Below are 24,466 nucleotides of genomic sequence, written 5' to 3' on the forward strand. Positions count from 1 at the left end.
ATAAACTAAGAAATCAGGCAGAGGTGTAAAACATGTCATATACGGCGCTTTATAGAAAATTTCGCCCGGCAGAGTTTGGAGATGTAAAAGGGCAGGATCATATTATTACAACATTACAGAATCAGATCAAGGCAAACCGTATCGGACATGCATATCTTTTCTGCGGTACAAGAGGTACGGGAAAAACAACGGTTGCGAAAATATTTGCGAAAGCGGTAAACTGTGAGCATCCGGTTGACGGCAGTCCGTGCGGTGAGTGCGAGATGTGTAAGTCGATCGCGGCAGGTACGTCTATGAATGTGATTGAGATTGACGCGGCGTCTAATAACGGCGTTGATAATATCCGTGAGATTCGGGAAGAGGTGACGTACCGTCCGACAGAAGGAAAATATAAGGTTTATATTATTGATGAAGTACATATGCTGTCTATAGGAGCGTTTAACGCGCTTCTTAAAACATTGGAAGAGCCGCCGGAATATGTTATCTTTATTCTTGCCACAACAGAAGTTCATAAAATTCCGATCACGATTTTATCACGATGTCAGCATTATGATTTCAAGAGGATCAGTATTGAGACGATTACGGAACGTATGCAGGAATTGATGGATACAGAGCATGTAGAAGCAGAGGATAAAGCGCTGCGCTATATAGCGAAAGCGGCGGACGGATCGATGAGAGACGCGCTTAGTCTTCTTGATCAGTGTATTGCATTCTATCTTGGGCAGAAGGTGACATACGAGCATGTTTTGGAAGTGCTGGGAGCGGTGGATACGGATGTATTCAGCAGACTTTTGCGGAAAGTGATCAATACGGATGTGCCGGGTGTGCTCGACGTTGTGGAGGAACTCGTAATGCAGGGAAGAGATCTGACGCAGCTTACGGCAGATTTTACATGGTATTTAAGGAACTTGCTTCTCGTAAAAACATCTGATAATATAGAGGATGTTCTGGATGTGTCTACGGAAAATATGATGCAGTTAAAAGAAGAATCCGGGATGATCGAGACAGCAGCGTTATTCCGGTATATCCGTGTTTTTTCAGAGCTTTCCGGGCAGTTAAAATATGCGACGCAAAAGAGAATCATGCTAGAGGTGGCTTTGATTAAATTATGTACTCCGGCAATGGAAACGAAGCAGGATACTATTTTAGAGCGGATCCGTGCGGTGGAAGAAAAAGTGGAAAAAAGCATGGAAGCTTCAGCAAATATGCAGGGGCAGATCGTCTATGTAAACGGAGACGGAGCGCAGATCGCAGGCGGATCGGTGATTAATGGAAACACCGAGGGCAATTTTGCAGGCGCTCGTGCGCAGAGACCGCAAATTCCAGATGCGATTCCCGAAGACGTACAGGAAGTCGTAAAGAATTTTAGAATGATTGCCGGAGAAGCTTCAGGTATTATAAAGGGGTATCTGAAAAGCGCCCGCTTAAGTCTGGGCGGAGACAACCGGCTTTTGATCGTTCTTCCGGACAGTCTTGCGGCAAGCGTCGTAGGGCGGGAAGATCACGTTGAAGAGTTGGAAAAATTAATCGAAGAACGGATCGGAAAACGTGTGGAAGTAGAAGTGCGTCATGTAGAAGAAGGCAGACATTTTGAGGATACATTCATAGATATAGAACAAAAGATCAATATGAAGATAACGGTGGAGGATTGATTATGGCAAAAAGAGGCGGTTTTCCGGGTGGAGCGATGCCGGGAAATATGGCAAATCTTATGAAACAGGCGCAGAAGATGCAGCGTCAGATGGAAGAGCAGCAAAAAGAGCTTGAGGCAAAGGAATTTACGGCGACGGCAGGCGGCGGAGCGGTTGAAGTGACTGTTTCGGGAAAACGCGAAGTGACAAAAGTAAAACTTGCGGAAGAAGTCGTTGATCCGGATGATATTGAGATGTTGGAAGACTTGATCGTTGCGGCGACAAATGAGGCGCTGCGTCAGATCGATGAGGCGACAGGTTCTGCTATGTCTAAGCTGACAGGCGGCATGGGCGGCGGAATTCCGGGGATGTTTTAAGGATGGAATATTACAGTAATCAGATCAGCCGTCTGATCGAAGAATTTTCCCGTTTGCCGGGGATTGGCAGCAAGTCGGCGCAAAGGTTGGCGTTTCATGTGATCAACATGCCGCTGGATCAAGTGGAAGGTTTGGCAAAATCAATTATTGACGCAAGGAAAAATGTGCGGTATTGTAAAGTGTGCTGTACACTTACAGATCGGGAAACCTGTCCGATTTGCGGAAATCCGGATCGCGACAAGAAAACGATCATGGTCGTTGAGACACCGCGGGATCTGGCAGCGTATGAAAAGACAGGAAAATATAACGGAGTATATCATGTGCTCCACGGGGCAATCTCTCCGATGCTGGGAATCGGCCCGGGAGATATCCGTCTGAAAGAACTGATGGAACGGCTTCAGGGAGACGTGAATGAAGTGATCATTGCAACGAATTCAAGTCTGGAAGGCGAGACAACGGCAATGTATATAAGCAAACTCATAAAACCGGCGGGAATAAAGGTGAGCAGGATTGCCAGCGGCGTTCCGGTCGGAGGAGATTTGGAATATATTGACGAGGTGACGCTTTTAAGAGCGCTTGAAGGCAGGACAGAACTGTAAGATAGAGCAGAAATAATAAACAGAAGTAATAAACAGAAGTAAGAAAGAGGAGACATTAAAGAGGAGACATTATGGACAAGTTAAAGTTGATGAAAACTGCAAATGAAGTCCGCAAGGGAATTGTGACATCGGTTCACAGTGCGAAAGCAGGACATCCGGGCGGATCACTTTCCGCGGCGGATCTATTCACTTATCTGTATTTTGAGGAATTGAATGTAGATCCGAAAGACCCGAAAAAAGCGGACAGAGATCGTTTCGTCCTCTCAAAGGGACATACAGCGCCGGGGCTTTATGCCGCGTTGGCAGAGAAAGGATTTTTCCCGAAAGAAGATCTGATCACACTGAGACATACAGGTTCTTATCTTCAGGGTCATCCGGATATGAAGTGCATTCCGGGTGTTGATATGTCTTCAGGTTCTCTCGGACAGGGAGTTTCTGCGGCTGTAGGAATGGCGATTGCGGCAAAGATATCGGGTGATGATTACCGCGTATATACACTTCTCGGTGACGGAGAGATCCAGGAAGGTCAGGTGTGGGAAGCGGCGATGCTTGCGTCTCACCACAAACTGGATAACCTTCTTGTGATCGTGGATAATAATAATCTTCAGATCGACGGTGAGATTACAAAAGTGAACTCTCCGTATCCGATAGATAAAAAGTTTGAAGCGTTTAATTTTCACGTGATCAATATTGACGGAAATGATTTTGATCAGATTGACGCTGCATTTAAAGAGGCAAAATCAGTAAAAGGACGTCCGACGGTGATCATAGCCAAGACTGTGAAAGGAAAAGGAGTTTCTTTTATGGAAAATCAGGCGGGATGGCATGGAAAAGCGCCGAACGACGAGGAATTTAAAATCGCGATGGCAGATTTGGAAAAGGCAGGTGAAGCGTTATGTCAGAAGTAAAGAAGATTGCGACGAGGGAAAGTTACGGAGAAACGCTGGTAGAGCTTGGGGCGGAACATGAAGAGATCGTTGTGCTTGACGCGGATCTTGCGGCTGCGACAAAAACAGGTTTATTTCAGGCTGCATATCCCGAACGTTTCATCAACTGCGGTATCGCGGAAAGTAATATGATCGGCGTGGCAGCAGGATTGGCGGCTGCGGGTAAAGTTCCGTTTGCAAGTTCCTTCGCAATGTTTGCGGCGGGACGGGCTTATGAGCAGGTAAGAAATTCAGTCGGTTATCCGCATCTGAACGTAAAAATCGGAGCAACACATGCCGGAATTTCCGTAGGTGAAGACGGAGCGACACATCAGTGTAATGAAGATATTGCTTTGATGCGTACGATTCCGGGAATGGTTGTGATCAATCCGTCTGATGACATAGAGGCAAGAGCGGCGGTGCGCGCGGCTTACGAATATGTAGGGCCGGTGTATATGCGGTTCGGACGTCTGGCTGTTCCGGTGATCAATGACAGACCGGATTATAAGTTTGAACTTGGGAAAGGCGTTGTGCTTCGAGAAGGAAAAGACGTAACGATCATTGCGACAGGACTTCCTGTCAACAACTGTCTGCAGGCAGCGGAGAAGCTGGCAGCGGAAGGTATTGATGCAAAAGTGATCAATATTCATACGATCAAGCCGCTTGACGAAGAACTTATCATTGCGGCCGCACAGGAAACAGGCAAAGTCGTTACAGTCGAAGAGCATTCGGTTATCGGAGGACTTGGAAGCGCAGTATGTGATGTGCTTTCCGCAAATGTTCCGACAAAAGTGCTTAAGATCGGAATTAACGATGTGTATGGAGAATCAGGTCCGGCGCTTGAACTGATCGAAAAATACGGACTTGGCATAAACGGTATTTATGAAAAAGTAAAAGCGTTCGTATCATAATATTACAAAAGGAGATGCTGTTCATTTTGAGCGGCATCTTTTATAATATGTCGAATTCTTCTGACAATAACTGATAAAATCATTTTTTTTATTGTGCTATCCTCATATCAACGCCGATAGAAACATTGTTGATTTTTAAAATATTCAGTTGATTTAGGAGGATGAGTATAAATGGAAAGACAGTTACCGAAAAACGTGCGTCAAATAGGAAATGTAAGCGACAGTCCTAAAATTTATGTGGAAGATTATGTAGATACATTTTTTGCCGGATTGTGTGAGAAATGTGAGAAAGCAGGCACAGACCCTATGGGGGCTTTTCTTGTCGGAGATATTCAAAACGGCGAGGATGAAGATTATGTTTATATTTATGGTGCGATTCAGATGCATGATCTGAAAATGTCGGATAAAGAATATGTGATTGATGAGGCTGCATGGAAAAACGCATATGAAGACTGCAAACAGTATTTTGAAGACGGGGAAATGCTAGGATGGTTTGTAGTACATCCCGGAGCGCCGCTCATTCCGGAACCGGAAACCGTAAAGCTTCATAAAAAATCATTTCCGAAGAAAAATACCGTTTTCATTATGAAAGATCCGGTAGAAAAAGAAGAGACATATTATGTACATAAAATGAATGACTTGCTGGAGATCGGAGGGCATTACACATATTATGAAAAAAATCCGTGTATGCAGAATTATATGATCTCCAGCCGGAAAAAAAATGGGGCGTCAGCGTCGGAAACAGTGGAAGACAGAGCTGCAAAGGACTTTCGTTCTTTGGCTAGAAAACGGAGCGAGCATCAAAAAGGCAGACGGCCGGGGAGTCTGATGTATGCTGCGGGAGCTTGTGTGATTTTGATACTTGTAATTATGGGGGTATCGTTGTTTAACAGTTTCGACAGGATGAAATCGGTACAAAACACGCTTGGATTTTTAGATAAAGAGACAGTTGCGTCAGATGGGAAAACGTCAGAAGAAACAACAGATGACGGATCTGTTCCCACATCTGCAGAAATTGAAGCAGTAAAAGGACAGACAGATGCAGATTCCGCAGATGAAAACAAAACAAAGGAGGAAAGTGTGTCAGGTCAAAAGGAAGACGGAAAAGATGAGAAAAATGAAAATCCGGAAAACAGCCTGTCTGAGAGCAATGATAAAAAAGAACCGGAGGGAAGCGATTCTGCGCAGGGGGCAGATGAACAGACTATTGGAAGCGCGAACGGTCAGGACGGGGTTTATATTGTAGAGAAAGGAGACACGCTGGCGATTATCAGCCGTAAGATATACGGCGATCTTGACCATGTAGACACGATTTGCAAAATGAACGGGATTACGGACGGCAATCTTATTTATATCGGACAGAAATTGCTATTGCCATGAAAGTATGGTAAGATGTTGGCGAATAGATTTAGCGGAAATAAAAAGGACATAAAACAGAAATATAAAGAAGGGGAGTTATATGACACAAAAGAAAAAAACGGATTTTAAAATAGTAACACCCCCCGATGATCTAAGTGAAGTTCGTGCTAAAACGAAGAAAATACACAGGGAAAAATTAAAAAAGATTGTTGTGCCGGTTATTCTTATTGCTCTTGCGGTAAGCGGAACATATCTGATGCTCACGAATAAGGCGTATAGTGAAGCCGGAACGGCGGTCAGGTACTCGACAGATAGTTCGGATACAAGTAATTATGCCCATTTTGCAAATGGAATCGTGCGATACAATCGGGATGGCGTTGTTTTTTTAAATAAGAAAAACGAAGAAAAGTGGATTCAGTCGACACAACTGAAAAATCCGATCATTGAGGTGAAAGAAAAAGCGTTTGCGGTAGGAGATATCGGAGGAAACAGCATTCTTGTATTTTCCGAAGAAGGTTTGAAAGGCGAGATTGAGACAAGTCTTCCGATTGAAAATATGGCGATTTCGGATCAGGGAATTGTGACAGTTCTGCTGAAAAATGAAACTGCGCCGAAGATCATTTCTTATGATGCAATGGGCAATGTTTTAGTGGAGCAGCAGGTAACTGTTCCTGTAATGGGTTATCCTGTTGCGATGGATATGTCTGACGACGGAAAGATGCTGGCGGTAACTTATTTTCATACAGACGACGCCGTGCTGAAGTCAAAAGTGATCTATTATAATTTCGGAGAGAGTGGAAAGGACAAGCCGGATAAGATCGTTGCATCGGATGAATATTCAGACACGATCATGGCAGACATTTTCTTTATGGGAAGCGACCGCTCTGTTGTAGTAGGAGATAACTCGATCGTCATCTATAAAGGGAAAGCCGAACCGAAAAAAGAAAAAGAGATATCGATCGGACAGGAGATACAGAGCGTATTTCACTCAGACCAATATATAGGGCTTATATTGCTTAACAGTGAAAAATCAGGATACGAGCTGCGGCTGTATGATCGGTTTGGGGAGAGGATACTTAATAAAGAGATTTCGGGACGATACGAAAATGCAAAGATAGAAGGCAGCGAAGTTATTATGTATGAAGGAAGTAAGTGCTGTATCGTGACCGCAAACGGAATCGTAAAATTTGAAGGAGACATAAAAACAGAGGCGCTGGAGATTTTCAAAGCTTCGGGATTGAACAGATACTATGTGATGAGCGCAGATGAATTACGGGTAATTTATCTGACGAAATAGGAGAGATTATGGATAATTGGCTTTTGATCATTGTAGGAACGATTTTTCTTATCTGTATTGCTTTTGGGTATGTTAGAGGATTTTTAAAACTCGGACTTTCCCTTTTGTCAACAATATTGACTCTTGTTCTTGTGCTGTTCCTTTCGCCGCATGTTACACGAGCGCTTAAGGAGTATACGCCTGTAGATGATTTCTTAGAAAGTAAAGTTACTGAGAAATTTATGCCGGAGATAACGTCTGAGCAGCTTCAGTCGATCGATCTGACAGGAACGCCATTGGAAAATCTTACGGCGGAAGACATCTCCAAGTTAAACGAGATGGACTGGGATGTGCTCGGCATTACGGCGGATGATATTTTAAGTGTGATCGGAGATATTCCGAAAGATGTGCAGATCAACTTGATTGAGGAAGCCCCTCTTCCCCGGTTTTTGAAAGATCAGCTTATAGAAAATAACAACAGCACGATTTACGGAGAGCTGGGAGTGAAAAGTTTTCCGAGATATGTGGCGGCATATGCATCGCATCTTGTATTGAATCTGTTGTCGTTTCTTGTGACATTTTTGCTGGCGATCATTCTTGTGAAGGCGCTGATGTTTGCTGTGAATATTATTGGGGAACTTCCGGTGCTTGGACTGGCAAATCATATTGCCGGAGGAGCGCTCGGTCTTTTGCTTGCGCTTGTCATTGTGTGGATCGGATTTCTCATCATGACGCTTGCCTATACGACAGAGGCGGGAAGCGCATGCTTTGAAATGGTTGAAAAGAGTAGTATTCTGCGTTTCTTATATGAAACAAATCCGCTTTTGATCCGCCTGTTAAAATTTTAAATCTGTATAGAAGAGGGCTGTTGGAAAAATAAACAAAATGTTATTTTGTAACTGAAAGTTACTGTATTTTGATGTACAGTAACTTTTTTTATTTTGTGATAAAATTAATTTTAATAGGGAAATTAAAAATTGGCGAAAAATTGACTTTTTTCTGTTATAAGATTTTTAATCTCATTGATAAGGAGTGAAAGTTTGTGGAAGAAAAATATAAGATCCTAATCGTAGATGACGAACAGTCTATTTTAGATATGTTGAAATTACAGCTTGAATTTGAAGGGTATTCTGTTTATACTGCCGGCAATGCGGCAGAGGCTTTGGATAAATTATCTTACTCGCCGGACATAGTTTTATTAGACATCAATATGGATGGCATGAACGGTTTGGATTTATGTGTCTCTATTCGTGATTTTATCTCTTGTCCGATTATTTTTCTCACTGCCAGAGTATCTGAGCAGGATAAGATCAACGGGTTAATGGCAGGCGGAGATGATTATATTACGAAGCCATTTTCTGTAAATGAATTGCTGGCAAGAATTTCGGCGCATTTACGACGCGAACAAAGAAGTCATAACAAGACAAAAAGTAAATTTTCAGAAGATCTTATTATTGATTATTCTGATAGAAGTCTTTATATCAAAGGGCATAAAATTGAATTGTCAAATAAAGAATTTGAAATTATACAACTCTTGTCTTCTAATGCAGGTCAGGTTTTTGACAGAGAAAAAATTTATGAAAATATTTGGGGCATTGACGGCAATGGAGACAGCGTTGTTATCAAAGAGCATATACGAAAAATACGTCTGAAATTTAATGAGTTTACGGATAAAGGTTATATTACTACAGTTTGGGGAGTCGGATATAAATGGGAAAAATAAGAGAAGTATTTCAAAAGATGTCGCTAAAACGATCATTAGTATTGCTGGCGGTATTTTGTCTTAGTCTGGTCAGCGCTCTTTCAGTAATTACAATATTGACATGTTCATCTATCCAGAAAAAAATACTTGATACAAGACCTATTATCATCACAGACTATGTAATTAGAGACGCAGATAGTAATGACACCGAAAATAATAACGGGGTTACTGCCGTACCGCAGAAATATACACATGGAGAACTTTCAAAAGAAAATCAATTATATTATTGGTGCATTACGATTCTTATGGTGTCCTTACCCATTGCCTATATTATAATCGCTTCTTTTATGGTGGCAAAATTATATTACAAATGGAAATTGAAGATACCGCTTGAAAATCTGAAAAATGGTATGTACCACATTTCACAGCAGGATTTAGATTTTCAGATACAATACACATCTGATGATGAGCTGGGGCAGTTATGTGATACATTTGAACATATGAAAAATGAGATTTACAAAAGCAATAGTAAAATGTGGAATATGCTTCAAGAGAGAAAAGCGCTGACGGCTTCTGTTTCACACGATTTAAGAACGCCGATCACGGTGCTCAATGGCTATCTTGATTATTTGGAAAAATCAATCGAAAGAGAAACTCTTACAAATGAAACCTTACAGACAACGATTAAAAATATGACAGAAGCTGTCGATAGATTAAAACGATATGTAGAGTGTGTGAAAGATATACAAAAAATGGAAGATATTGAGATCAAAAAAGATAATTATAATTTGAAAGAGTTGATTGCCGACATAACAAAAGAATTTTCTATTTTAGCGGCACGAGAGAATAAAAAACTTGTTATACGGGATTTTTCAAACTCTGATTTTATATCGACAGATAAAGCGATGTTATCAAAAGTTTTAGAGAATATTTTTGACAATGCACTCCGCTTTTCACATGAAGAAATTATATTTTCAATCAAAGAAAAAGAGGATTATTTGTATTTTTCAATGCAAGATGATGGAGTAGGTTTTACATCTGAAGAATTAAAATCCGCAGCTTCTTTCTTCTTCAGTTCCGCTTCAAACGGTGGAAATTTTGGCATAGGATTATCTATCTGTAAAATACTTAGTGAAAAATTCGGAGGGAATATATTTTTAGACAATCTTCCGGATCGTGGAGCAATTATTACAATCAAGATTAAAAAATAGGCGGAAACTTTTCTGAAATTTGACTTTTATATGAAATAATCTCCTTACAAAAAACGTAAGGAGGTTTTTTTATGGAAATTAGTATTGAACATTTGAATAAAAACTACGGGAAACAAAATGTGTTGAAAGATATTTCTTTACATATACCGATCGGAATGTATGGAATGTTAGGCGAAAACGGAGCCGGTAAGACAACGCTTATGCGTATATTGGCTACATTGTCAGAGCCGACAACGGGAATGGTAGAAATCAATGGGATTGATATAAAAAGGAAAAAAGAAATCAGAAAAATAATCGGTTATCTTCCACAGGAATTTTCGATATATCCAAATATGACGGTTTATTCTGCTTTAGATTATCTTGGGATTTTGACTGAACTTCCAAACAATATTCGTAAGAGGCGTATCAACGAACTTTTAAAACAAGTGAATTTGGAACACGAGAAGAATAAAAGATTTAAAAATTTATCCGGTGGTATGAAACGTCGTTTCGGTATTGCACAGGCATTATTAAATGATCCGAAAATTTTGATTATTGATGAGCCGACGGCAGGACTTGACCCAGAAGAAAGATTACGCTTTTACAATCTTCTTTCTGAATTGGCAGTGGAAAGAATTATTTTATTATCTACGCATATAGCAAGTGATATAGAAGCCACTTGTTCTAAAGCAGCTGTTTTATCTTCCGGAACTGTTGTTTTTGAAGGACAAATAGAAAAGTTGTTACAGCTTGGAAACGGAAAAGTCTATACTACCACGATTCTGCAAAATGAATTAAATCAGTTTAAACAGAAATACCGTGTTATCAGTATTTATCAAAATGGAATAAATGTATCTTGTCACTTTTTATCAAACGCTGCACCAAAAAAAGAATGGGTTTCATGTCAGCCTACGATAGAGGACAGTTATATGTATCTCTTATCAAGTTTCAAGCAGGAGGTGGAATAGATGCTGTTTATTAAAGAATTGAAAAAAATTTGTTTTAGCTTTATATATGTATTGTTTATTGGATTGCTGCTTTTTAGCTGGCATGAAAATTTTTACGGTGTAACAACAAAAGAAATAACTGGTTCGCAAGGAAATGAGGTATCTATTTCTTCCGGGCTGACTGGTGGTTCGATTTTAGAAAAACCAGAAAAAAATAAAGAAAGCTATGGAATGAAAAATAAAGAAGTACCAGATAAAATTATGTGCGGTGGTACTGACAAGCTAATTATGGAATATCTTGCAAATTCCTATGCAACATATCCTTTTAGCTATTATAAGGAAGTAGTTTTAAATGAGAACGAGCAAAAAGAGATTTTAAATATAATCAAAGAAATAACAGGCTTAAATGAACAGCAGATCAATCATCTTCCAGATGATTATTTCCCTGCTGTAAATGGAAATGTTATTCACTTTGGCAGTAACGGAACACAAAGTGAAAATGGAGCTTTTACATTTGAAATGGGAAATGAAGAACAACCAACTGAAAATACTGATTATACAAAACAATTTGTAGCTCAAGTTTCTTACGAGGAATTTCAAGAGCTTATGAAAAAAGCAGAAAGTATCATTGGAACAGGTTCTAATTATTCTATGGAAAATTTATTGCAATATTATGGTCTGGCAGAAATGACTTATGAAGAAGCAATGAATGAATATGAGAAAACGATTTATGATGATAAAGTTTCTGCTGCTTTTGCAAGATTGTTTTGCGATTATATGACAAGAGATTTAGGTTTATATCCTGTGTTCTTAGTAGTTATCTTTTGGCTGAAGGATAGACGAAACCGTATGAATGAGCTGATTGACTGTAAACAGATCGGAACAACAAAGCTTATTACGATTCGTTTCTTAGCAATGCTTGCGGCAGTGTTATTGCCGATAACTATTTTGAGTTTTGAGTCGTTAATTCCATTGATTGAATTTTCTGCTGAAACCGGTATTGCAATAGATGTGTTTGCTTTTCTGAAATATATTGTTTGGTGGTTATTACCGACAGCAATGATTGTTACTTCTTCAGGAATGTTCTTGACAATTTTAACATCTATGCCGATAGCTATTTTGGTACAGTTTGTATGGTGGTTTATTGACACCTCTTTGACAGCGTTATCGGGAGATACAAAAATATTTACGCTGATGATACGGCATAATTTATTACGAGGCTCTGAACTTATAAAGCAAGATTTTAATTTGATCTGTTTGAATAGAGGACTGTTTGTGATCTTGTCTTTGATATTGATAGCATTATCTGTTGTAGTATATAACAAGAAAAGAGGTGGAAAGTTAAATTATGATTTCTTTTTGCAAAAGCATTTTGGATTTTTTAAGGATCGATTTACCGCTCACATTCAAAAATAGTTTATTACTGGCGGCTGTCTATACATTCATTATCCCGGTTATAAGAGGAATTTCTAATTTAGACAACATTCATTCCGCAGATGTATTCGGACAATCGTTAGCTCTGATAGGGGTATTTCTTTTCATTCCTATAATAAGGCAAGAATTGGAAGTTTCCGTAAAAGAGATTGTTTATACGAAAGTATGGTCATATAGAAAGAGCGTAAGCATTCGGCTGATATGCAGTTTCTGGATGATTACAGTTATGATTACTATATTCGCAAGTATTATGCGGCTTCAAAACTGCAGTTTTCCATTTTTAAAATATGTAACCGTGACAATTCTGTATGCTGTTTTTCTGGGGATTTTAGGACTTCTTTTTTCACAATTAGGAAATAATGTCATTATAGGTTATCTAGCTTCGCTAGGATATTGGTCTTTCTGTCAATTCGATATTTTAACAGAAGAAAATGTATTATACATATTCCCGATTATAAGCGGAGAAATAGAGATGGGGAAATTGATGATTCTTATGAGCATAAATAGTTTTCTTCTGGTAGTTTTCTTTTTGTCAGTAAAAGAGACTAGGGGAATGTATAAATAAAATATATCATTGTCTCTGAAGAAGAGATATGTTATGATAAATCCACTCACAGAAATTCTTTTTGTGAAAGATGCCGACAGCTTCGTCGGTCAGAGGAATTCCCTCAAAATTACCCAGAACACAACGAAACAGATTTGCATGGATAGTCTTGTAGAACGTCTCTTTTTTTCGTATACTGATTCTTAACAGAAGAAAAAAGTTTCACCGAAAGTTATAAGAGAAAGCTTTAGGAGAAAAAGCTTTGAGAGAAAAAACTTAAGAGTGTTTTCTTACTTGTACGATAGGACTCATTCATGCACATGAAAGGAGAGCCTATGGTAGGAAAAGAAAAGTGGGCAAAAGAAAAAGAACTGTGCTTGTCAGATGCTTATATTGTAAAAGATAATGAACCAAGTTTGGAATTAAAAGTAAAGGTTATTAATATCCGACCGGAAGAACATCATGAGATTTTAGAGAAATGTCAAGTGCTGAAAGAGTATAGCCAGTTTATGGAAATCGTGCAGAACTATCAGATCTCCGGTGTGGAAGAACCTTATAAAAAGGCGATAAAAGAGTGCATTGAAAAAGGAATACTTGCTGATTATTTAATGCGAAAAATATCAAAGTGGAGAACAGGCTGGACTTAATAAAGGTCGTAAAGAAGGTCGAGAAGAAGGAAATCTTCAAAAAACCTGTTCTCTCATTCAAAAAAAGCTCGAAAAAGGAAAAACAATTTCCGAAATTGCAGATGAGCTTGAAGATACAGAAGAAAATATTGCTCGTCTGATAGAAGAGTTTTATCTTCGTATAAATTGATCATAGTTAAATCTATAAAATGGGGGATAAGTTTTGATTTCTCCCCTGTCTGGAAGGTGTATTTATATATTTTTTACAACGAATACGAAAAGTGGGAAATGGAAGCTGCATGTTTTGGCATGAATTTGTCGAAAATTTCATAAAAAACTTGACAAGTTTCTTAGAATATGATATCTTATAAAAGTTCTAAGAACGCTATGGGGGATTAGCTCAGTTGGGAGAGCGCCTGCCTTGCAAGCAGGAGGTCACGAGTTCGACTCTCGTATTCTCCACTTTAAATAAAGATCCGAACATTGGCATTAGTCAGTGTTCGGATTTTTTATGCTATAGGAAATTACTCCGTAATGTTCCATAGCATAAAAAACGCTCCGTGTAGGAGCGCACTGCGGCGGAAAAGAAGTACGTCGCTAAAGCGACCCGCCGCAGGCGGAGAATCTTGCGAGCAGGATTCTTTTTTATATTGTGCAACGAGCCAAAGTCCGGGTTTGTTACTTTGTTCTTGTATGAAGAAAAAAAGTAAGATATAATCAAAAAATAAACATAAAATCTATGTGACGTTTAAGTACGGGAAAAGGTATTATATATGAGAGGTCAAACAGAGGGCAGTCATGAAGAAATTAATGTAGAAGAAGCCATCCGTATTCATGGAAATATGGTTTATCGGCTTGCTCTGGTACAAATGAAAAATAAAAGTGAAGCAGAAGATGTGTTTCAGGAAGTGTTCCTCCGATTAGTAAAGTATAAAGAAAGAATTCAGGGGAGAGAGCATTTGAAGGCATGGCTTTTGAGAGTAACTGTTAATTGCTGCAAGAAACAGTTTGATAGTGCGTTTCGGAAAAAGACAGTTTCTATAGACAGGGATGTTCAGAGCACGGACAGTTATGAGATGGATCTGCCGGAGAATCTCATATATGAGGCAGTTCTTCGCCTGCCGGCAGATTACAGGAGTACAGTACATTTGTTTTACTATGAACAATATTCTGTTTCTGAGATTGCTGAGATGTTGGAACTTTCGGAGTCGGCTGTAAAAACCCGCCTGTATCGCAGCAGGGGGATGCTTAAGGAAGCTTTGAAAGGAGAGTTTGACTGTGTGGGACGAATATAAGAAAGTAAATGACAGCATTCATGTCCCGGAAGAATTAGTGAACCGGACGGTAAAAGCAGCTGAAAGAGAGGAGCGCCGCCGCAAAATTATCGGATTGTGGAAATATACGGCAATAGCGGCATGCTTTTGTTTTGTCTGCCTTGGTATATGGGGAGCGGCGTTTAAAGACAAGATTGTGATACAAGATGTGACATTTGCTTCATCAGAGATGGAGATTGGATTAAATCTCGGAAAAAAGGACATATCAGAGACGAGAGAGTGGGAAGATATTCAAGTTGAAAAGTATACGGAGAAGGATGACGAGAATATCCCGAAAGAGCTGTGGAAGCTGAAGCCGGGAAGGGTTCACGGAGAAAAAGTATATATAGGAAAAACGGAAGACGGAATTCTTCATGCAGTGTTTGAAAAAGACGGGAAAATCTGGTATGTGACAGAAGAAAAAGGGGATAAAGAAAATCTGACAGAATATTTGAAAAAAACTTTATAAAAGACGTAACCTTTTGGATGCGGCAAAGGTATTATAAGCAGAAACGCAAAAAAAAACTGTTTGTTGTTCATCAAAGAGGAAATGCTTATGAAAAAGAAATATTTGAAAACATGTATCAGTGTTTTGGCAGTAACGGCAGTCTTGCTAAGCGCATGCGGAGGTCCGCAGCAGAAAAACGTCGGGAAGACAACGATGGAGACTGCAAAACTGGCGGATTCTATCAGAAAAAAATATAATGAAAAGTATGAATATGCCGATCCGATCCGCGGCGTGGCCCGTGACGAAAGGCTTAAGCTGAAAATGGGGTTTGATATAATGAATGCCGGATTTACGGAATATACACAGATCGTAAATGTGTATAAAGATCCGGAACTCACCTATCAGATCGGATCACATTTTGAGTGGGATGAAAAAACAAAGGAATTATCAGTTACACCTCCGAGATGGAGTGTAGGCGGGATCATGAGCGAAGGTCTTGACGAGGATGCGCCGGGATATCAAGCGGCAGATTCGTCTTTGTTTGATAAAGGAGAGTTGAATGACTGGGGTAATCTTCCACAGTATTATATGGTTCAATATGTGGATCTTGAAACCGGAGAAAAACTGGAGAAACCGATAGTGACAGTGTTTACCGTCGATTCAGAAGTTAAGAATGCACCGAGAGTTACTCTTGGGATTAATGAGGAAGGATTTCCGGTTTTCAGATGGAAAAAAGTGCCGGGAGCAGAGCGTTATTATGTGATGAGCATGACGTCCTCAGAAAAGATGGGATTATCCGGAGACGGCTGGGTCGAAGGTGAAACAGAAGGAACAGAATGGATTCCCGAATCAACGGCAAAGTTTATTACTTATAATGTGTCGGAAGCGGATCGCCGGGAGCCATACGTTATTGAAAAGTACGGAGAGGGAAACGAAGCGATACCGAAAGATACAGAGTATGAAACTTATTACTGCGTTATAGCAGTATCAAAGGACGGAACATCTGCTTTAAGCAATATGTTCAGGGAAACAGATATTGCGCGTAAAGTTCCTTTTACGGAAGAAGTGAAGATGAGCCTGAATGAGGAAGGTTCAAATTATACGCAGTCGTTCGGCGAAATGCCGTCATATAAATGGGTGACGATGTGCGACGGAACGCTTGTACAAAAGCTGATTAATTATGATTTTGAAAGCGCGAAGGAAGAGAAGGCTTCATGGAGCGGTGAAAATATCGTAAAAGTTCCGTATAAGATTGACGGAACAGGATTTGACGGAGTTGTTGTCGTAGAAAGTTATAATACTGATACTTGGAAAGAAGAACTGGAAAAGGTTCGAATCAGACAAGAGAAATTAAGAAATCGTGCAGGTGCGGTTACTCCGGAGATGAAAGTGGAAGGCGAGACCGAAAGTGAAAAAGAGGAAAAGGAGTCTTCGGGAGAGAGTGAACGAAAGTATGAAGTCACTGCAAATAGCGCTTTGAGTGAATATCTGGCAGTAAATATGCTCAATGCGAACACAAGTATCAGTTTGAAGGAATTTCCGGAAAGTGCAGATACGGATTATCTGTTGGATGCATGGGAAGAAGCGGTTTATCAAAACCCAATGGTACTCGGAGTGACGGGGGCGTCAATCGCAAACGGCGGAAAGACACTGCATGTCAAATATGATACAAAATCGGAAGAAATAAAGAAAAAACAAAAAGAAATCTCGAAAGAGGCAGAACGTGTTGTAGACAGTATTATTACGGACGATATGACAGAACTTGAGAAAGAAATGGCGATCAATCAATATCTGTGCGATACTGCTGAATACGATATGGACGCGCTTGAAAATGCAGAAGAAAACGATTTTGCCGGAGTCGATGCAAAGTTTAATGATTCCTTTACACCGTATGGCGTTTTGTTAAATAAAACAGGAGTGTGTTCAAGTTATGCCGGAGCATTCAAACTTCTGGCGCAGCAGGCCGGACTGGAATGTATCGTTGTGACAGGAAATCTGGACGGTGAACTTCCCCACGCATGGAATAAGATTAAAATAGACGGGGAGTGGAGGATCGTAGATTCCACGAATAACGATAATGAGTTGATCTTAAATGCGCTGTTAAATCTTCCCGATTACGCGGCAGACAAAGTGCTTGTAGAAGACGAACGTTTTGTACTTGACGATAAGGTGAAAGATTATGAAGCAAAGTCGGATGACAAAGAGTTTTACCGGATAGAAGGAAAATTTTATGAGAAAAATAAAATTTTTGAGCCGCTTAAAAATGAATTAAAAGAAGAGGGAATTGCGGTATTGCGTACAGATTATACATTAAGCGATAAAGAGTTTATGAAGATCGCACAAGAAGTAGTCGAAGGATACGGAAGCGGAGAACTGGGAGGATATTACTGGCTTGGGGTAATTTATTTAACAGACGAAGAAGGAAGAGAAAAATAAAAGAAAACAGAGCGAGAGCAGAAAATATAAAAGTATATAATATAAATTTATATATAACGAGGAGGAAAAGGTATGAAAAAACGTAGGAACAAATTAGTGACACTGGGAATGGCAGCGATGATGACAGCGGCGCTTATGTCAGGATGCGGGAAAAAGGCGACTCCGGAAAACTTATTAAAAGACATGGCGAAAAACATGAAAGACACAGAGTCGGTAGTGGCAAACATGAAGATGGATATGGAGATGGGAGACGATACAACTACGATCGGCATCCAGATGGATATGGATATCGACATGGATCTTAAATCAGGAGAAAGTCACGCCAAAGGCGCGGTAGACATGAAAATGATGGGCACCAATGTCGGAACAGAGATTGAAATGTATACTGTAAAAGAAAAAGATCAGTATATTGTGTATACGATGGCGAACGATCAGTGGCAAAAAGAAGAGATGGATGATTCTGCGGCAGATATGGCGGGAGAACTTTCGGATCTTACAGGAAGTATGGGAGGACACGCAAAATCTTTTGAGATGTCCAAAGAAAAGGTGGAAGTAAACGGCGAAAAATGTTTTGAGATGAAAGGCGAGATTAAAGGCTCTGACATTGTGGGCATGATGGAATCAGGTATGGCAGACAGCTTAGGTTCTGAAATTGACGAAGATGTGATCAAAGATCTTGAACTTCCGTGTACGATCGCCGTTTATGAAGATGATATTCTTCCGGCAAAGATTTCTTTCGATATGCAGGATATTATGGAAAAGGCGATGGAAGAAGAAGGCGTTGATGTTTCGGCATGCTCGATCGAAGTGACATACCATGAATATGACAGTGTAGGCGAGATTAAAGTTCCGAACGATGTGATTGAAAAAGCAGGCGGAGAAGTGTCTGACGATAAAGAGGACAAAGAAGATAAAGACGACGATAAAAAAGCGGATAAACCGGCAGAGCAGAGTAAAGAACTTGGCGCGAAATGGGACAGCTATACGGTTCAGATCAACGATAAAGTTCTTAAGCTTCCGTGCAGTCTGGCAGATCTGGAAGCCACAGGTCTGAAACTCGACAGAGAATATACACCTGAAGACTATGTTGTAAATGCAGGCGAATATGAGTTGGCATGGTTTGAAGACGAAAACGGAAATACGATTATGGCGGATATGGTAAACACAGGAGATGATCCGAAAGCATTGAAAGATTGTATCGTAGGAGCGATTTCTGTAGATGATTATGATCTTGAAGAAGGCGGACTGACAGTTTTGTTCCCGGGCGGAATTACGGTTGGAACGAAAGAAGCGGACGTTCTTGCAGCTTACGGCGAACCGACGGATTCGTATAAAGATGAAGAATATGGAAATACTTATTACTGGTATGACAAAGAAAGTTACGACAACTCATGTACAGTTGAAACAGATGCAGAAACGGGTCTTGTCGAAAATATTACCCTGCAGTGTTATGAATAAAGATTTCGAGAGATAAAGCTTGAAAAAATATATCATAGCCTGAAAAAGGGCGGGAGGTCTTTCCGGAAATTCGTTTGCGGAAGATATTCCCGCCCTTTTCGTTGTATGGCTGAACGATTCCGGAAGAAGTTGTTTTTTTACTGTATGCAGAAGTTGTTTTTTTGCTGTATTGGTTACATTTTCATAATAAGTATGATAATATATAGAAATAGCGTAAAATTGACAAACGAAAAGGAGGTTTCATATGATTAAATTATATGAAAACGGTGTGTATTTGCTCAATGGCACTGAGATTGTTGAAGATACAGGGAGCGCACAGGTTTCGGTTTCTAAAGAAGAAGCAGCGAAAAACACGATAGCTTACGGCGTGTTAGAGGCGCATAATACTTCTTCTGATATGAAGAACCTGCAGATTAAATTTGATAAATTGACATCACATGATATTACTTTTGTCGGAATTATTCAGACAGCCCGTGCTTCGGGTCTTGAGAAGTTTCCGATTCCATATGTATTGACAAACTGTCATAACAGCCTTTGTGCGGTTGGCGGTACGATTAATGAAGACGATCATATGTTTGGTCTGACATGTGCGAAAAAATACGGCGGCATGTATGTTCCGCCGCATCAGGCAGTTATCCATCAGTTTGCGAGAGAGATGCTCGCAGGCGGCGGAAAGATGATCCTCGGATCGGACAGTCATACACGTTATGGCGCACTTGGTACAATGGCTATGGGAGAAGGCGGTCCTGAACTTGTAAAACAGCTCCTGAACAAAACGTATGATATTAAGATGCCGGGAGTGATCGCTGTTTATCTTGAAGGCGAGCCGATGAAAGGGGTAGGTCCGCAGGACGTTGCGCTTGCAATTATCGGGGCTACATTTAAAAACGGCTATGTTAATAATAAAGTAATGGAATTCGTCGGACCGGGCGTGAAAAACTTAAGCGCTGATTTCCGTATCGGAATAGATGTTATGACGACGGAGACAACCTGTCTTTCATCCATCTGGACGACAGATGAAAAGATCGAAGAATTCTATGAGATTCACGGAAGAAAAGAAGAATATAAAGAATTAAATCCGGGAGCGGTTACATATTATGACGGATGTGTTCGTGTGAACTTAAGTGAGATCAAACCGATGATCGCAATGCCGTTCCATCCAAGCAACGTCTATACGATTGATGAATTGAACGCAAATCTGTCAGACATCCTTCATGACGTAGAGCAGAAAGCTCTCGTAAGTCTTGACGGAGCTGTAGAGTATTCTCTTCAGGACAAGATCCGAGACGGAAAACTCTATGTAGATCAGGGAATTATCGCAGGATGTGCGGGAGGCGGTTTTGAAAATATCTGTGCGGCAGCAGATATCATCAAAGGTCATAATATCGGATCGGATGCATTTACGTTCAGCGTATATCCGGCAAGTACGCCGATTTATATGGAACTTGTGAAAAATGGTGTCGTAGCCGATCTTATGGAAGCGGGAACAGTTGTAAAAACAGCATTTTGCGGTCCGTGTTTCGGAGCGGGAGATACACCGGCAAATAATGCGTTCTCTATCCGTCATACAACGAGAAACTTCCCGAACCGTGAAGGAAGCAAGCTTCAGAGCGGTCAGATTTCTTCTGTTGCTCTTATGGATGCTCGTTCCATTGCGGCGACAGCGGCAAATAAAGGATATCTGACGCCTGCTACGGCATTTGATGTAGAATATAAAGGACAGAAGTATCATTTTGATCAGAATATTTATGCGAATCGTGTGTTCGACAGCAAAGGCAAAGCAGATCCGAATGTAGAGATCCAGTTTGGTCCGAATATTAAAGACTGGCCGGAGATGTCGGCGCTTCCTGAGAATCTGATCGTGAAGGTCGTATCTGAAATCCACGATCCGGTAACGACAACAGATGAACTTATTCCGTCAGGAGAGACGTCTTCGTATCGTTCTAATCCGCTTGGACTTGCAGAGTTTGCACTTTCAAGAAAAGATCCCGCATATGTGGGAAGAGCAAAGGAAGTTCAGAAAGCACAGAAAGCAATCGAGGCAGGAACATGTCCTCTTGATGCTCTGGAGGAACTGAAACCGGTTATGTCTAAGATCCAGGCAGCGTATCCGGAAGTCGGAGAAGGAAATGTCGGTGTAGGAAGTACGATCTTCGCAGTAAAACCGGGAGATGGATCGGCTCGTGAGCAGGCTGCCTCCTGCCAGAAAGTTCTCGGAGGCTGGGCAAACATTGCTGTAGAATATGCGACAAAACGTTATCGCTCCAACCTGATTAACTGGGGAATGCTTCCATTTTTGACAGATGCGGATCATGAGGCGCTTCCGTTTAAAAACGGAGATTACATTTTCGTTCCGAATGTGAGAAAAGCAGTTGAGGAAAAGAAAGACGTTATCAACGCATATGTTGTTGGTGATGAATTGAAAGAGATCCAGCTGAAACTCGGGGATCTGACAGATGCCGAGAGACAGATTATTCTGGATGGATGTCTGATCAACTACTATAAGGCAACAAAATAAAACAGTAAAATAATAGAATCCCCTGACAGCGAGATGCAAAAGAAACATCTGCGGCGGTCAGGGGATTTTTTGTAACGGAAAATTCATTTCTGTGTGAAAGATGTTCTGAGTGTGGGGGTTAGTATGCTGAAAGTATTAGAGTGGATGTGCAGTTTGTGGGGATGAAAATGTTATGTAGATGATAATAAGAGGTGATTACGGGTATAATAAATGTGCAAGAATTTATGGAAATATAAAAGAAATAGAAATTGCGTTTTTTGATAAGTAATAATACGCAAAACATGCGTGCTTAAACTGCAAAAAATACGCGAAATTTGCGCGTTTTAATTGCGCGTTTCCATATTTTATGGTAGCATTTGAATGAGGTGGAAAAATATGATGCTGAGAGAACTGCGGAAACAGAAAAAACTAACCCAAGCGGAATGTGCGAAATATTTAGGAGTGCCATTGCGTACTTATCAAAATTATGAAACTGATGCAGCTAAGCGTACGTCAATAAAATATTTGTATATGCTCGAAAAACTAGAACAATATGGATTTGTGGATGAAGATCATGGTATATTAAGCATACAGAAGATAAAAGATGTGTGTACCGATGTATTTGCAGATTATGATATAGAGTATTGTTATCTTTTTGGCTCTTATGCGAAAGGAAAAGCGACAGAAACTAGTGATGTAGATCTTTTAATTGGAACGTCGGTGTCCGGAATACATTTTTATGGTTTGGTAGAAGCAATAAGAGAAGGACTTCATAAAAGAGTTGATATTCTGAACCGTGAACAGCTAGAGTCTAATTTGGAATTGATAAATGAAATATTAAAGGATGGAATTAAAATTTATGGATAATAAGAAGACTGACCAATATTATATTGATAAGATTATTACAGACCTCACTTTTATTAGAACACATACAGAGAGCCTGTCAAAATCGAAATTGGAAGAGGATGAGATTCTTGTTGATTCTATTATGTTTCGGCTAATACAGGTGGCAGAAAATTCCGAGAAATTGACAGAAAAATTTAAAAAAACATATCCATCCATTCCGTGGAGAGCTATTAAAGGATTGCGGAATCGAATTGTACATGAATATGGAAATGTAGACCTTACGATTGTATATGATACGGTAAAAAAAGATATACCGGAATTGATCGGAATATTGGAAGGAATCTGCCGTTGCAAAAAAGAATAAAAAGTTCCCTGACAGCGAGATGCAAAAGAAACATCTGCGGCGGTCAGGGGATTTTTTATTTACTGTATTCTTGAATCAGATCGTGTATTTTTCTATAAGCTTCTTCAGATGTGAAGAATATTTCATCGTCAAGCGTATCGCAAAAATCAAAAAATGTAAAAAGCAGTCCGGGTTCTTCGATGTTCAGGTAGATCATCCGGTCTGTATTTGAAGTCTGAAACATGAAATAGCCGTACTGGCGTCCGGCAAAGAGGTAAAATTCATGGTCGATCATGCCGATCGCCCGCTTCAAAAGCCGATTATGCTCGTTGAGCATGGAGTTTGCCAACTGCCGAATCAGAAAGAGGCGATCGCTTAAGTTCAGCGGAGTATATGCATATGCAGGATACTCTCCGACGCGGCCGGTATTTAAAAACTTTCTTATTCCTTCGATAGAACAGATAAACGTAAGGTCGGCAGAAGCGGGAATTGATTGAAGTTCATGTAAATAGTTCTGAAGTCTGTCGAGAAGTTCGCTTCGGTGTGGAAGATCTTTTACAATGTAAGTCTCTAACATGTCTCTTGTCAAAAACCTTGTCAGGCACGGAAGCATTTGAAAGAAATAACCTTCGGTTATGTTCTGCATTGTATTTTCGACATACTGTATTTGTCCGCCTAAATCTGTGACCGGGCGAAGCAGGGGTGTTGTCTGCGCCAGGTACTGACTGAACAGATAGGAAAATAATTTTAGTGACTCCGGGTCTTTAGTAATAAAGCCGGACTGCATATCTGAAGAAATCAGACAGGCATATTCAGTAGTGATAACCGCATAAGGAAATAAAGCAAACGCTGAAGTTACGGCATCAATATCATCATAGTAATAGTAACAGTTATATTGATAATGATTACTGTACAGAGGAAGAATATTTCTCAGGCAGTTCAGATTATAATTTTGCCGTGCAAATGACACGTTCTGGTTATTGTTCAGGCAGATAATGTGATCGATGTCTACAGAAGAGGACGCATAACCACCTGCTGTAAGAATGTTCATAAGAAACGTGTAATCCGGCTGGATGAGCAGACTGATCTTTCCACCTGATTTTTTCAGTTCCGAGGCGATGATGTAAAGGAGCGAGCGATTGATCTCAAGATGAGAATGAAGCAAGGTAGCATTGTCGGCGTAATCGGACGCATTGGAAGGTGAAGTTGCCGGAAGCTGCAGTGTCGGAATACGGAATTCTTCAAAAAACTGTTGTACGGCTTTTCTCCTGTAATAGTTTTCGCGTCCGATCAGGGCAATGTGATATGATTCTTCCATATCGGCCTGTTCTGAAGGCGACAAATGCATAAATTTACACATTTTTTCTACCATTTCTAAAGAAGACGGTTTTCGTTGCCCTTTTATAATCTTGTACATATTGGATCGATCCAAATTACAGTATTGGGCAAGAGCGTAAGTTTTGATGTTTTTATTGTGGATATGTTCTGATAATAATGTCGCAAAATCCGGCATAATCTTAATCTCCCTCTCACATGTTTTCCTCGGTAAAAAAGAATACTCCCACATGGCAAAATACCAGGGGGGGGTATTACTTTTTGAAAG

At 40.2% G+C, this 24,466-nt stretch carries 21 protein-coding genes, 1 tRNA gene and 1 pseudogene; 22 read left to right on the forward strand and 1 reads right to left on the reverse strand.

What is annotated here, in order from left to right; all coding sequences use genetic code 11:
* The first annotated feature begins 32 nt into the window (after positions 1–32).
* From dnaX to RUMTOR_RS11810, 22 genes and pseudogenes are all read left to right on the forward strand, one after another.
* A complete protein-coding gene (gene dnaX / locus RUMTOR_RS11705; RefSeq protein ID WP_004848205.1) occupies positions 33–1,652 on the forward strand; it encodes a DNA polymerase III subunit gamma/tau in 1,620 nt (539 codons plus the stop codon).
* A gap of 2 nt (positions 1,653–1,654) precedes the next feature.
* Positions 1,655–2,008 (forward strand): YbaB/EbfC family nucleoid-associated protein, encoded by a 354-nt coding sequence (locus tag RUMTOR_RS11710; RefSeq protein WP_004848206.1) that lies wholly within the window; start codon positions 1,655–1,657, stop codon positions 2,006–2,008.
* A gap of 2 nt (positions 2,009–2,010) precedes the next feature.
* Entirely contained in the window at positions 2,011–2,607 is a 597-nt protein-coding gene (gene recR / locus RUMTOR_RS11715) for a recombination mediator RecR (RefSeq protein ID WP_004848207.1), read from the forward strand.
* Positions 2,608–2,678: 71 nt separating this feature from the next.
* Positions 2,679–3,515, forward strand: coding sequence for a transketolase (locus RUMTOR_RS11720; RefSeq protein ID WP_009242941.1), 837 nt, complete (start codon positions 2,679–2,681; stop codon positions 3,513–3,515).
* On the forward strand, positions 3,503–4,444 hold the full coding sequence (locus RUMTOR_RS11725; RefSeq protein ID WP_004848210.1) for a transketolase family protein: 942 nt from the start codon (positions 3,503–3,505) through the stop codon (positions 4,442–4,444). Before RUMTOR_RS11720 ends, RUMTOR_RS11725 begins: the two co-directional genes overlap by 13 nt.
* A 171-nt stretch (positions 4,445–4,615) precedes the next feature.
* Positions 4,616–5,824, forward strand: coding sequence for a LysM peptidoglycan-binding domain-containing protein (locus tag RUMTOR_RS11730; RefSeq protein WP_004848213.1), 1,209 nt, complete (start codon positions 4,616–4,618; stop codon positions 5,822–5,824).
* Positions 5,825–5,903: 79 nt separating this feature from the next.
* Entirely contained in the window at positions 5,904–7,100 is a 1,197-nt protein-coding gene (locus tag RUMTOR_RS11735) for a DUF5711 family protein (protein WP_004848216.1), read from the forward strand.
* Between the two features lie 8 nt (positions 7,101–7,108).
* A complete protein-coding gene (locus RUMTOR_RS11740) occupies positions 7,109–7,927 on the forward strand; it encodes a CvpA family protein (protein WP_004848219.1) in 819 nt (272 codons plus the stop codon).
* 194 nt (positions 7,928–8,121) lie between these two features.
* Positions 8,122–8,802: a response regulator transcription factor gene (locus RUMTOR_RS11745; protein WP_009242939.1), complete on the forward strand. Its 681-nt coding sequence runs from the start codon at positions 8,122–8,124 to the stop codon at positions 8,800–8,802.
* Positions 8,790–9,992 carry a HAMP domain-containing sensor histidine kinase gene (locus RUMTOR_RS11750; RefSeq protein ID WP_004848224.1) on the forward strand — a complete coding sequence of 401 codons (1,203 nt, stop codon included), beginning with the start codon at positions 8,790–8,792 and terminating at the stop codon, positions 9,990–9,992. Before RUMTOR_RS11745 ends, RUMTOR_RS11750 begins: the two co-directional genes overlap by 13 nt.
* 71 nt (positions 9,993–10,063) lie before the next feature.
* Positions 10,064–10,939 (forward strand): ABC transporter ATP-binding protein, encoded by an 876-nt coding sequence (locus RUMTOR_RS11755; RefSeq protein ID WP_004848225.1) that lies wholly within the window; start codon positions 10,064–10,066, stop codon positions 10,937–10,939.
* Positions 10,940–12,334 carry an ABC transporter permease gene (locus RUMTOR_RS11760; RefSeq protein WP_004848227.1) on the forward strand — a complete coding sequence of 465 codons (1,395 nt, stop codon included), beginning with the start codon at positions 10,940–10,942 and terminating at the stop codon, positions 12,332–12,334.
* Positions 12,335–12,566: 232 nt separating this feature from the next.
* Positions 12,567–12,917, forward strand: coding sequence for a hypothetical protein (locus RUMTOR_RS13580; protein WP_242647708.1), 351 nt, complete (start codon positions 12,567–12,569; stop codon positions 12,915–12,917).
* A 320-nt stretch (positions 12,918–13,237) separates the two neighbouring features.
* Positions 13,238–13,712, forward strand: a pseudogene (locus RUMTOR_RS13960) (hypothetical protein); the annotation flags it as partial.
* 199 nt (positions 13,713–13,911) lie between these two features.
* A tRNA-Ala gene (locus RUMTOR_RS11775) sits at positions 13,912–13,984 on the forward strand.
* 311 nt (positions 13,985–14,295) lie between these two features.
* Positions 14,296–14,817 (forward strand): RNA polymerase sigma factor, encoded by a 522-nt coding sequence (locus RUMTOR_RS11780; RefSeq protein ID WP_004848233.1) that lies wholly within the window; start codon positions 14,296–14,298, stop codon positions 14,815–14,817.
* Positions 14,801–15,304 carry a hypothetical protein gene (locus tag RUMTOR_RS11785; protein ID WP_009242933.1) on the forward strand — a complete coding sequence of 168 codons (504 nt, stop codon included), beginning with the start codon at positions 14,801–14,803 and terminating at the stop codon, positions 15,302–15,304. The genes RUMTOR_RS11780 and RUMTOR_RS11785 overlap by 17 nt, the downstream gene beginning before the upstream one ends.
* A gap of 87 nt (positions 15,305–15,391) precedes the next feature.
* Entirely contained in the window at positions 15,392–17,719 is a 2,328-nt protein-coding gene (locus RUMTOR_RS11790; protein WP_009242932.1) for a transglutaminase domain-containing protein, read from the forward strand.
* Between the two features lie 72 nt (positions 17,720–17,791).
* Positions 17,792–19,177 carry a DUF6612 family protein gene (locus RUMTOR_RS11795; protein WP_004848238.1) on the forward strand — a complete coding sequence of 462 codons (1,386 nt, stop codon included), beginning with the start codon at positions 17,792–17,794 and terminating at the stop codon, positions 19,175–19,177.
* A 244-nt stretch (positions 19,178–19,421) separates the two neighbouring features.
* Positions 19,422–21,695 carry a hydratase gene (locus tag RUMTOR_RS11800; protein WP_004848240.1) on the forward strand — a complete coding sequence of 758 codons (2,274 nt, stop codon included), beginning with the start codon at positions 19,422–19,424 and terminating at the stop codon, positions 21,693–21,695.
* 375 nt (positions 21,696–22,070) lie between these two features.
* Positions 22,071–22,541, forward strand: a complete 471-nt coding sequence (locus RUMTOR_RS11805) for a nucleotidyltransferase domain-containing protein (protein ID WP_009242931.1) — start codon at positions 22,071–22,073, stop codon at positions 22,539–22,541.
* The gene (locus RUMTOR_RS11810) at positions 22,534–22,884 is read left to right on the forward strand and encodes a HepT-like ribonuclease domain-containing protein (protein WP_009242930.1); all 351 of its coding nucleotides are present in this window, start codon (positions 22,534–22,536) and stop codon (positions 22,882–22,884) included. The genes RUMTOR_RS11805 and RUMTOR_RS11810 overlap by 8 nt, the downstream gene beginning before the upstream one ends.
* A gap of 55 nt (positions 22,885–22,939) precedes the next feature.
* Here the strand turns inward: RUMTOR_RS11810 and RUMTOR_RS11815 are convergent, their stop codons facing one another.
* Positions 22,940–24,430, reverse strand: a complete 1,491-nt coding sequence (locus RUMTOR_RS11815) for a helix-turn-helix domain-containing protein (RefSeq protein ID WP_004848246.1) — start codon at positions 24,428–24,430, stop codon at positions 22,940–22,942.
* Positions 24,431–24,466: the final 36 nt, after the last annotated feature.

The sequence above is a fragment of the [Ruminococcus] torques ATCC 27756 genome (assembly GCF_000153925.1).
Lineage (GTDB): Bacteria > Bacillota > Clostridia > Lachnospirales > Lachnospiraceae > Mediterraneibacter > Mediterraneibacter torques.